This window comes from Mongoliitalea lutea, assembly GCF_014652135.1.
GTDB lineage: Bacteria > Bacteroidota > Bacteroidia > Cytophagales > Cyclobacteriaceae > Mongoliitalea > Mongoliitalea lutea.
The window spans coordinates 74,787-85,853 of the sequence record NZ_BMYF01000005.1; the positions used below are offsets into that span (position 1 = coordinate 74,787).

Below are 11,067 nucleotides of genomic sequence, written 5' to 3' on the forward strand. Positions count from 1 at the left end.
CCCAATGATATGATTTCTTCTGGGATCACAAAAAGTTCAAATCCCACGACTTGGGCTCGTATTTGGACAAAAAAAGACACTCTTGATGTATCTTATATTTTATAACTACTGCATTCATGACAATTTGATTAGAAGTAGAAAAACCAATTAAATTAACTTACTATGAAATGTTTTTTGTTTCTTTTTAAGACAATTTTTCCTGTTTTTGAAAAAAATCAACCTAAATCATCCATCCTAAACAAATTAGAATATAAACCTCTTTAATTTTTTGGTAATCACTAATTTTTTTAAAAAAGGCAATTGCTAATCTTTGAAAATTTCTCATATTTGTTTAGAATCTTTTACTTATGAACTTAAAAAATCCAAATAAAACACTTGAGAAAATCGAAGGGGTAGTTGAAGCCAAAAGTTATCTCAACAAACTTAAACTGATCAAAAACCTGTATGTCAAAGGAAGTAACACTGCAGGAGAAATATGCAATGAGGTAGGTATCAGTTTACCAACAGTGAATTCATTGTTAGGTGATTTAATGAGTTCTGGTGAAATCATTAAACATGGTAGAGCTGAGTCGCAAGGTGGAAGAAAACCGGATTTGTATAAGCTTTCAGACGATTCTTTTTATATAATTTCGGTAGACATTAATAAGTTCCGAGTTCGCACAGCAATTTATAACAGCAACAACCAGCAAGTATCCACACCTGACATACTCAAAGTAACTCTTAATAATGAAAAAGAAACTTTTGAGATTATATGTGACTTTATCAGTACTCATATCCAAGGTGCAGGAATTCCCTCTGAGAAAATAATTGCAGCAGGAATATCTATGCCGGGATTGATTGACTCTATTACAGGTGTCAATCACACATATTTGAAATTTGGGCAAAAAAGCTTGGTTGAAAAGTTTGAAAACCGACTTGGAATAAAAGTTTTTTTAGAAAATGATGCTAGAGCAATGACACTTGCTGAGTTTAAATTTGGTCAAAATGATCAATATAAAAACGTTCTAGGAATTTTTATCGGTTGGGGCATAGGTCTAGGAATCATTATTGATGGAAAAATATACCAAGGTGCATCAGGATTTGCTGGGGAATTTTCTCATTCACCCATCTTTGAATCAAGAGAGGTTACCTGCACTTGTGGTAAAAAAGGATGCCTGGAGTCTGTAGCATCAGGTACTGCTATTGTACGGATGGCCAAAGAAGCTATTGAATATGATCATGATTCAATCCTTGCACGGATGACCCGTGAAAATAATGGAGAAATAGAGCCCTACTTGGTAGTAGATGCTGCACTAGCTGGAGATCAACGAGCCATTACTATTTTATCCGAAGCCGGCTTGGATTTAGGGAGAGGAATTTCTATTTTAATTCAATTATTGAATCCCGAATTAATTATCATTGGCGGATCTGTAGCTGAAGCGAGGCAATACTTAGTGACCCCAATTCAGCAAGCACTTAATATTTACTCCATGGCCAAAGCCAGAGAAAACACAGAACTTACACTATATAAACTTGGCAAAGAAGTTGGATTACTTGGTGGAGTCGCTGTAGTCAATGAAAAAATATTTGAGGAATTCTTTCAATGAATTCCTCATTGATTTCCTAGCCTATGAATACCCAAAATCACCTACGTTTCTTCAGTCTTTTGATTATACTGTTATTAAGTAGCGGTAATACCACAAACCCAATCAATCCACCTCTTTTTGAGTTACTCAACCCAAAGAAGTCAGGTGTTACTTTTTCCAATAAGTTGACTGAAAACAAAAATAATAACATCCTTACATATGAATATTTTTACAATGGGGCTGGAGTAGCGGTTGGAGACATCAACAATGATGGATTGGAAGACATTTTTTTTACAGGAAACATGGTGGACAATAAACTCTATCTGAATAAAGGCGATTTTAAATTCCAGGACATTACCCAATCGGCTGGTGTAAGTGGCAAAAACTCTTGGACAACAGGAGTCACAATGGTCGATATCAATGGTGATGGCTTTTTGGATATTTATGTATGCTACTCAGGCAACCGGGATATCGAAAGCAGAAGGAATCAATTATTCATCAATCAGGGAGATCTAACATTCAAAGAAGAAGCTAGTGCTTATGGTTTAGATGACCCTTCCAACAGCACTCAAGCACTTTTTTTCGATTTTGACAAGGACGGTGATTTGGATTTATTTTTACTGAATCACCATATAGAGGTGATTAATGAAATAGAATTTGATAAAGCAAGATCAGTGAGACACCCTTTTGCAGGAGATAAATTATTTAGAAATGACAACGGAGTTTTTGTAGATATCTCAGCAGAAGCCGGCATCAAAGGCAATGCTATGGGCTTTGGCCTAGGAGTTGTCGCTAGTGACCTCAATGGAGACGGCTGGTTAGATATCTATGTCAGTAATGATTACATAGAGCAGGACTATATCTACATCAATAATGGTGACGGCACATTTAGCGATCAAATGGAAGATATGCTCCAACATTTATCTCATTTCTCTATGGGACTTGACATTGCTGACATCAATAATGATGGTTTGATGGACATTTTCACTTTGGACATGCTCCCCGAGGATAATAAACGCCAAAAACTACTCTATGGACCTGAAAATTACGAACAGTACGCTTTAATGGTCAATCGTGGTTTTTACCATCAAAATATGCGAAACATGTTGCATCTCAATCAAGGAATGGGGGGGTTTTCTGAAATTGGGCAACTAGCGGGTATATCCAACACAGACTGGAGTTGGGCTGCTCTATTTTTCGATGCGAATAATTCCGGTTTTAAAGATCTATTTGTAACGAATGGATACTACAGAGACTATACCAATAGGGATTTTCTCAAGTATAAAGGAGATTACTACTTTAAAGCGGCCATCAATAGAGAAAAAGCAGATACGCTTCACTTGGTTACTTCCATGAGTTCTACCCCCATTCCCAATTATATTTTTGAAAACAATGGGAGGCTACAATTCAAAAATCAGTCAAAAAATTGGGGTATTGCAAGCCCTGGTTTTAGTAGTGGAGCAGCCTATGCTGACTTAAACAATGATGGCTACTTAGATTTAATTGTCAACAATATTAACGAGGCAGCTTCTATTTATCAAAATCAAGGAAGGAAGCTGGGGTCAAAACAAAACTTTCTACAAATCAAATTAAAGGGGAATACCCTCAATAGCTCAGGTATTGGAGCTTTGGTGACTGTATATGCAGGCGATCAAATACAAACACAGGAACAAATGCCAACACGAGGATTTCAATCCAGTGTATCTCATCGCCTACATTTTGGACTTGGAAGTACCACTATGATAGACTCCATCCTCATTAGATGGCCTGAAGGCAAAGTGCAAAAATTAGGTTCTACTGAAGTAAACCAACTTCTAACTATTGAGCAGTCAAATTTGCAACCTTGGATCGCAAGCTCTAATGCGTCACCTATCTTCAAAGAATCTGCTAATACAATTATTCCATACAAACATCAGGAATCCGGATTCAATGACTTTAAGAGACAACCCTTACTGATCGAAATGCCATCCTATGTAGGCCCAGTTATGGCAGCTGGAGATATAACAGGTAATGGACAGGAAGAGGTTTTCATAGGTGGAAGTAAAGGCAAAGCAGGAAGCATTTTTCAATTAGTCGATGGAACATGGAAAGCTATTAATAGCTATAAAGCCCCTACTGAATTTACGGATGCATGTGCAGTCTTCGCTGATTTTAATGGAGATGGATGGTTAGATTTATATGTTTGCAGTGGCGGGTATCATGACTATCTATCCAATGATGAGTCTCTTCAGGATCGCCTCTATATAAATGATGGAAAAGGCAATCTTACATGGGATAAAGATGCCTTACCCAAAATCAGGACCAGTACTACTGTTGTCACTGTTGCAGACTTCAACCAGGACGGTAGGCCGGATATTTTTGTAGGTGGTACAGTTATGCCGGGAAGATATCCTTCTATTCCCCAAAGTTACCTTTTGATTAATGAGGGTCAAGGAAAGTTCAGTGACTTCAGTAAAGAATGGCTACCCAACCAAGGAAAGCTAGGCATGGTCAAGGCAGCGGCGGTAATTGATTTAAATTCAGACGATAAACCTGACCTGATAGTTACCGGGGAATATATGCCTATAGAAATACTCATCAATCAAGGCAATTCTTTTTCGATAGAATCAGCTCAATATATTGATCAGCCAAGTGAGGGGTGGTGGTCAAGTATAGCATTGGCAGATTTAACCAATAATGGTAAATTGGATATAATCATTGGAAATTTCGGTCTCAATAGTCCTTTCAAGCCTAGTCCAAAAGAGCCATTAACCTTGTATTTTGAAGACTTTGATGATAATGGTTCTTTAGACCCCATTCTTACCTCTTACATACAAGGTAAAGTTTATCCTTTTGCAAGTAGGGACGAGCTTTTGGATCAACTTTATGATATGAGACGCAAGTTTACAGACTATGCTAGCTATGCGACAGCTGAAATTCATCAAGTATTCACCAAGGAGCAATTGGCAAGTGCCTCACGCCTAAAAGCAACAGAATTACGATCTGTCATTTTATTGAATAAAAATGATAAACTCGAAATGCATCCGCTTCCAATTGAAGCACAGTTTGCACCGGTTCATGCTATACAGGTTTTGGATTATGATAGCGATGGAAATCCTGATATTTTACTTGGTGGCAATCAAACCTACGCCAGGCTTCGAATTGGCGTGATCGATGCTAATTTTGGACAACTATTCAAAGGGGATGGCAATGGAAATTTCTCTTACATCCCACAACAGGAATCCGGACTTTGGCTGAAAGGCGATGTAAAATCTATTCTTACACTTCCATCTAAGCCCAAAACTTTCTATTTTGGATTGAATAATCAAGGGGTCAGTAGCTATGAATTACAGTAAAAGGTTTAGCTTTCAAATGCAAAAAAGAATCCAGTATCTATATCTATTATTGACTTTGGTTATTACTTGTATTTCCTCAGAAGTACGGGCCCAAAAAGAAACTGTAACCCCTACTCTTTTTATTGATAATTTATTTTTCGTTACCGAAGTAATGGTGACAGATGTGGCCTCCCCTCCTGCTGCGGCGAGATTTTATGCATACACAACCCTGGCAGCTCATCTGGCATACGTTCAAGCTACCAAAGGCTCTTTGGATGAAAGTCTCATTAAGATAACCAATAGACAACTAACACCACTAGATTTGAATCATGAAGGAATCAATCCTGCTTTTGTATCGATCTATGCCATGCTATTGGTTGGTCAAGAGATCATGCCTTCAGGTGATTTCCTAATAGAGAAGCAAGGGAATCTGATTCAATATTTTTCAGGAAACAAATGGATAAGAAAGAAAGAAATTGAAAAAAACATTCATTTTGCAAGAAGTATTGCCAGCCAAGTGTTGAAATTAGCCCGAACAGATGGATACAGGCAGTTGAGCACACTTACACGTTACAGCCCCAAAAAAGGAGAAGGATATTGGTTTCCAACGCCTCCAGCCTATATGGCTGCTGTTGAACCGGAATGGAGAACCATTCAACCATTTTTCCTACAAAACATCGAACAGTACAAACCTACCCCTCCCGCACCATTTGATCTTACGGAAGGTTCTCCATTTAAATTACAATTAGATGAAGTGTTTGAGGTCACAAGTAAGCTAAGCGAAGAGCAAGAGCTTATTGCCAATTTCTGGGATTGCAATCCTTTCAAGGTGGAATTTTCAGGACATATGGCCATTGGAATAAAAAAAATTTCTCCCGGAGGACATTGGGTGGGTATTACCGGAATAGCTAGTGAAAAAGCAGGGTTAAATTGGGAAGAAACATTGTATATACATGCCTTAGTATCCATGGCTTTACATGATGCATTTATAAGTTGTTGGGAAGAAAAATATGATTCCAACCGCGTAAGGCCCGAGACTGTAATCCAACGTCACCTTGACCAAGAGTGGAGGCCATTATTGCAAACACCGCCATTCCCCGAATACACCAGTGGACATAGCGTAATTTCAAGTGCCTCAGCAGAAATTTTAACAGCTTATTTTGGAGAAAATTTTGATTTTATTGATACTTCCGAGGTTTACTTCGGATTACCTGAAAGAGCATTTGACTCCTTCTATCAAGCGGCGGAGGAAGCTGCCATCTCAAGGCTATATGGAGGCATACATTTCCGCGATGCCATAGAAGAAGGAGTCAAACAGGGAAAAAGGATTGGACTGACAATTTTAGAAAGTATCAATTCAAAAGCCTTCCTTGCAGGTCAATCGAAATAGCAAAAGGATTCAATACCTCATCAACTAAGACAGCTACTTCCATGCGGGTTAACGGCTGGTTCATGGTTGGAAAATGACCCATACCTGTATTTTCCCAACCTTTTCGGATTATATCAATCGTTAGCCTAGCATCCAATTCTTGCATCAGCTCTATAAAGAAAGCCATGGTAAGGGCTTCACCAGAAGCATTCCAATAATTAGATAATTTAGGATAAAGCTGCCTCAATCCTTCTGCAAGTTCATATTCGGATAGCGTTTTATCAGGATAAAACCATGTTTGATTGGCCCACTTATAAGGAACCCCAAAGCCTTTTAAAATCCCTGTAGCTCCAATTCGTTGGATTGCCTGAAAGTAGGTATGAAAGGGTTGAACATCAATGTAAGGCATAATGTAAGCATTGGCATCGAGCAGGTGTTGCTGTACCTTCCTTACTTCGACCTCTTGAAGGTTTTGTTGGTTCAGTATTGCTACGGCGGCTAAAGCTCCAGCAGCTTGACCAATTCCAAGCACTACCGGTTGTAAGCGGCTAGCTCCATTCACAATATTTGAAACACCTATGCTTTTTTCAGCTACAATCAAATGGGTAGAACCCTTGGGAATCAAACTTCCCAAAGGAACATTGTAGGATGGAACTCTGATTTTAATAAAGTCGATTTCCGGTGCTTCCGGATTCATCTTATGGTGATGATCTATGGTATAATCACCGACGGCAACACCAGTTCGGTACAAGGGATTATCTTGTCTGAATGGTTCCAATATATGGGGCAATGTAAACATTGCTTCTGCCAGTGTTCGGCGTGATTCTCTGTGATAGGGAATAAAAGGCAATTGATCTTTTGTTGGAAACTCATCATCTGCAATACCCAAATGTTTATAACCCAATTCATGTTGAATGTAATAAATGAACCGCAAGGAATGCAGCTTAGCTTCTTTAAGAGCTTCCACGCGTTCTTCCTGAGTCATTTCAATGATATTCATATAAATATCATTCCCGCAATTAGGCCAGTTGATCATGTATTTTCCGTTGGGAAGTTTACCATAATTGAGCATTTTCTTACAATCATTGGTGGGATCGTCAAAAGAAGTAGGGTCCGCATGGTCACAGGCACAAGCGAAAATGGTTGGATCATAACCTTCTGGCTTAGCAATCGTCATATCTGCCCCCTGTCCAAAATCCTTTAAGGTAACTACATATGTTAAATCTTGAACAATATCATTTGCTTCTACTGGTGCATAAACTTCTCCAAATCTTGCTTGGCTGTCCATACCTACAAAATATTCATACCCTTGAGATGCCATGATATCTCCCAGTTCTGTTGCGTCAATAAGCATTTGAGCTTTTATACTTTTCATCTGACCATCTTGTACATAAGTCACTAACCATCTACTGTTTTCAAATTGAACAGTTTCCCATTTGACTCCTTGCATCACTTGCAGATTGGCTTGTTTTTTGGCCCATTCCTGAAAAAACTTATTCCCTATGGACGGTTCAAATAAGGTATTTGACACCCAGCCTGTACCAACAGCTTCAGCTCCTCCATAATACTTGTACAGCTTTTCCCGAAACTCTCCCCAAATTCCTGATGGCATCCGATGATTCCCGTCGATGGCAGACACACCTGCCGCAGTAAGCATGCCTCCAAGCCATGGCGTCTCTTCCAGTACAATAGTAGAAACTCCCATCCTAGATGCCTGAATTGCTGCCGAAACTCCGCTAGCACCACCCCCAATAATCAATAATTGCGTTTGTTCCTGAGCTATGCATAAGGAGATTGAGCCTAATAGCATCATTACTGTGCTGAATACATTTTTAACCATAGTTTTTAGAATTTAATCTAGTCAAAGAAACTACCCCAATAATCGGAGGATATTTAATTCGGTTTGAGAATGAAAGATATCAATCATTTGAAGGCTTTTTAAAATTGGATAAAACACCTCAATAGTAAACATGAAAACCATCCATATTGACACAATAGAAAACTGATAATCCTAATTGATTCAATAAAGCTTCAGATAACGATTCATTGTTTTCAACAAAGCATGTTCATTCGAATCTTCATTATACTCCCAAAACATCATTCCACCTAAGCCCATTTCTTTCACAAATGCAGCTTTTGCTTGTATAGACTGTTCATCTTCGTAGGTAAAGAAAATCGAGTCTTGAACATTCCATAAATAGGGTGCTTGACTCACATCATCCCATAGTTTCTGATATGCATCATCGGTTATAAACTGCTGCATATCTTTAAATGAAAAATTCTTCCAGCCAACGGCATCTTGATACAAACCATTATTCTCTGGATTGACAGACTTCCAAGCTTTACCATAAAATGCTACACCTATTACTAATTTTTCGACAGGAACGCCTGCTTCCATATGTTGCCTAACTGCCGCTTGAGTGGAGCGAATATTTGGATCTGAAGCACTAAGATTGGTATGATGCCCTGTCTTTTCAGCTCCTACTCCTGTAAAATCATAGGTCATGATATTGATGAAATCCAAATATTGTTGTGCTTCACCTAGATTATTGGCATCAACATATTCTTGAAACCCACCCGACGCAATAGTCTGTAAATAATGCCTATTATGAAGGTAGCCTAGACTATCCAAGGCAGTTCTTACTGACTGTAGCATCGAAACGAAATTCTCACGATCTTCATCCCGGTATGGGTTATCATCTCCTGGAATACCGGGATACTCCCAATCAAAGTCCAAACCGTCTAATCGATGTTTTATCAAGTACTCTATGGCTGAATCTGTTAATTTTTTCCTGCCTTCTGGAGTAATGACAGCATCTGAAAACCCTTTGGACCAAGTCCAACCACCAATGGAAATTAAAATTTTTAAATCAGGATTACCCGATTTTAAAGAATTTAGAGCTAGTAAATTAAGGCTATCTTGCTCAAATCTCCCCTCACCTTCTGTCACGATTCCATTTACCACATTTGCAAAGGCATAATTGATATGGGTAAAAGCAAAGGGATCTATGGTAGAAACATCTAGGTTTTTCCATCCCGCAATATATCCGATGAGTTTATAGGAAGGTTCTTTAAAAGAATCTGTTGATGAGTTACATGAAGCCAAGACGAAGAAACAGTACCCAATAAATAAGATCGATAGATTTTTCATAGAATTTTGGAGTAAAAAAAGGTGCCACTACACATGGCACCTTTTGGGACTAACAACAAATTATGAGCTTTTAATTTCCACCATCCCACCAAGTTTTAGTCATGAAGAAATCTCCTCCAATCCTACTAACAGCAGAACGGTAATTTTGAGGATTGTTACCAATTTCATCTTCCCAGTATCTTAGACGTCGAGGAATTTCATTCGCTTCAAATCTATTTGGATCTTGCGTAGGCTCTAAAACAGGAAACCCTGTTCTTCTCCAATTAGCCCAAGATTCAATTGAATTCAACCAGGTGGCTGCCCAATATTCTTCACCTATAAGACGGAGTTTGTCTTGTGTAGAGGCTGCTTCGAAACCTCTTCCTGCAATGTAAGCGCTGATCTCAGCAGGAGATCTAGCAAATGAGGCGTCAAAATCTACCCAAGAATTGATTGCGGCGGCAACTCCATTAGCAAAATGTGTTGATGCGTCAGAAGTAATCCAACCCAACACTGCGGCTTCAGCCTTCATTAACTCCACTTCGGCATAAGAAATTAACCAATAAGGATCTTCCCAATCTAAATATTTAAGGTTTAGCATGGAAAACATTCTATTACCGACACCGGGGGTATCAAATATTGCCACATCCTCCGGAGACAAGATTGTCCTTAGTGTAGCAGAGTTATAACCATTTGGCATTCCTCTTTGCGCTGCTGGATCTGTATTCCAAGTTTCTGGTCTTTCCGGATCTCCTAACCCCCCAGACACTATCATCAATCTCGGATCATTATTAGCTTTCATCCAATCCATGAATGTTTTACTAATTTTACAATCTCTAGAATACTTGTACGTATTCCAAAGTCCATCATTTAATCCATTTCTATTGACACCAATAGGTCCCGTAGTAAAGTGAATGTAACCATTATCTGCAATAGACTGAAATGCCCCACTATTATTTGCCTCTACAAAGACCTCTCTAGCCCTAGTAGGGTTAACCTTACTCATTCGCATAGCGATTCTCATCAATAGAGCGTTCGTAAACTTTCTCCATTGATCAAGATTGCCCCCGTACATAAAGTCCTGATTACCCAACCCACGAGCAGCAGGAGAAAATTTCCCTCTTGCATCTCTCAAAGAAGAAATCATATCTTCGTAGATTTCCTGCTGACTATCGTAAACTGGAAACCAATTTTCAGCACCTTCCAAACCTCTTCCTGCCTGGAAGTACGGTATATCACCATAAATGTCTGTCATTCTGTGCAAGTCAAATACACGCATAACTGTGGCTGCCGCATACACATTAGCTTCCGCAGGATCATCTTGGGTTCTATTGATCACATGAGAATATAAACGGATCACATCGGTATAATGACGCTCCATATAAGCTCCACTATATTGTGGATTGTAGAAATATTTATCCCCACTGAAATAACCAGCTAAAGATGCAATATGCTGTATCATTGGAGCAGCATATAATACATTTGCTCTAGTATTTTCATATTCACCAGCAATTCTAAGAGTCGCTAGAGAAAACAAAAATTGCATATCCATATCTGTTACCGCATTCGGATCCACATTGAGGTCTAATAGCTCTTGCTCATTACAAGATGAAAACACAAGTGTGAATGCTAATAAAATACCTATAAATTTATTAATCGTTTTCATAATTCTTTCAATTTAATTGTTCA

6 protein-coding genes are annotated in these 11,067 nt (G+C 38.7%); 3 read left to right on the forward strand and 3 right to left on the reverse strand.

Annotated features, from left to right (window positions below; all coding sequences use genetic code 11):
• Positions 1–347 precede the first annotated feature (347 nt).
• The 3 genes from IE080_RS05380 to IE080_RS05390 are packed head-to-tail and all read left to right on the forward strand — an operon-like array spanning position 348 to position 6,269.
• Positions 348–1,586, forward strand: a complete 1,239-nt coding sequence (locus IE080_RS05380; RefSeq protein ID WP_189579435.1) for an ROK family protein — start codon at positions 348–350, stop codon at positions 1,584–1,586.
• 23 nt (positions 1,587–1,609) lie between these two features.
• Complete coding sequence (locus tag IE080_RS05385; RefSeq protein ID WP_189579436.1) at positions 1,610–4,900, forward strand: VCBS repeat-containing protein; 3,291 nt, start codon at positions 1,610–1,612, stop codon at positions 4,898–4,900.
• 16 nt (positions 4,901–4,916) lie between these two features.
• Positions 4,917–6,269 carry a vanadium-dependent haloperoxidase gene (locus tag IE080_RS05390; protein WP_229800515.1) on the forward strand — a complete coding sequence of 451 codons (1,353 nt, stop codon included), beginning with the start codon at positions 4,917–4,919 and terminating at the stop codon, positions 6,267–6,269.
• Here IE080_RS05390 and IE080_RS05395 read toward each other — a convergent pair.
• The 3 genes from IE080_RS05395 to IE080_RS05405 form a co-directional block, all read right to left on the reverse strand.
• Positions 6,232–8,088 carry an FAD-dependent oxidoreductase gene (locus IE080_RS05395; protein WP_189579438.1) on the reverse strand — a complete coding sequence of 619 codons (1,857 nt, stop codon included), beginning with the start codon at positions 8,086–8,088 and terminating at the stop codon, positions 6,232–6,234. The genes IE080_RS05390 and IE080_RS05395 overlap by 38 nt on opposite strands.
• Positions 8,089–8,268: 180 nt before the next feature.
• On the reverse strand, positions 8,269–9,399 hold the full coding sequence (locus IE080_RS05400) for a glycoside hydrolase family 18 protein (protein ID WP_189579439.1): 1,131 nt from the start codon (positions 9,397–9,399) through the stop codon (positions 8,269–8,271).
• A gap of 70 nt (positions 9,400–9,469) precedes the next feature.
• Entirely contained in the window at positions 9,470–11,044 is a 1,575-nt protein-coding gene (locus tag IE080_RS05405) for a SusD/RagB family nutrient-binding outer membrane lipoprotein (protein ID WP_189579440.1), read from the reverse strand.
• Between the last annotated feature and the right edge of the window lie 23 nt (positions 11,045–11,067).

What these genes read in the sequence shown, in the direction of transcription:
- IE080_RS05395 (WP_189579438.1), bottom strand. Translation starts at nt 8,088, where the DNA reads ATGGTTAAAAATGTATTCAGCACAGTAATGATGCTATTAGGCTCAATC.
- IE080_RS05400 (WP_189579439.1), bottom strand. Translation starts at nt 9,399, where the DNA reads ATGAAAAATCTATCGATCTTATTTATTGGGTACTGTTTCTTCGTCTTG.
- IE080_RS05385 (WP_189579436.1), top strand. Translation starts at nt 1,610, where the DNA reads ATGAATACCCAAAATCACCTACGTTTCTTCAGTCTTTTGATTATACTG.
- IE080_RS05380 (WP_189579435.1), top strand. Translation starts at nt 348, where the DNA reads ATGAACTTAAAAAATCCAAATAAAACACTTGAGAAAATCGAAGGGGTA.
- IE080_RS05405 (WP_189579440.1), bottom strand. Translation starts at nt 11,044, where the DNA reads ATGAAAACGATTAATAAATTTATAGGTATTTTATTAGCATTCACACTT.
- IE080_RS05390 (WP_229800515.1), top strand. Translation starts at nt 4,917, where the DNA reads ATGCAAAAAAGAATCCAGTATCTATATCTATTATTGACTTTGGTTATT.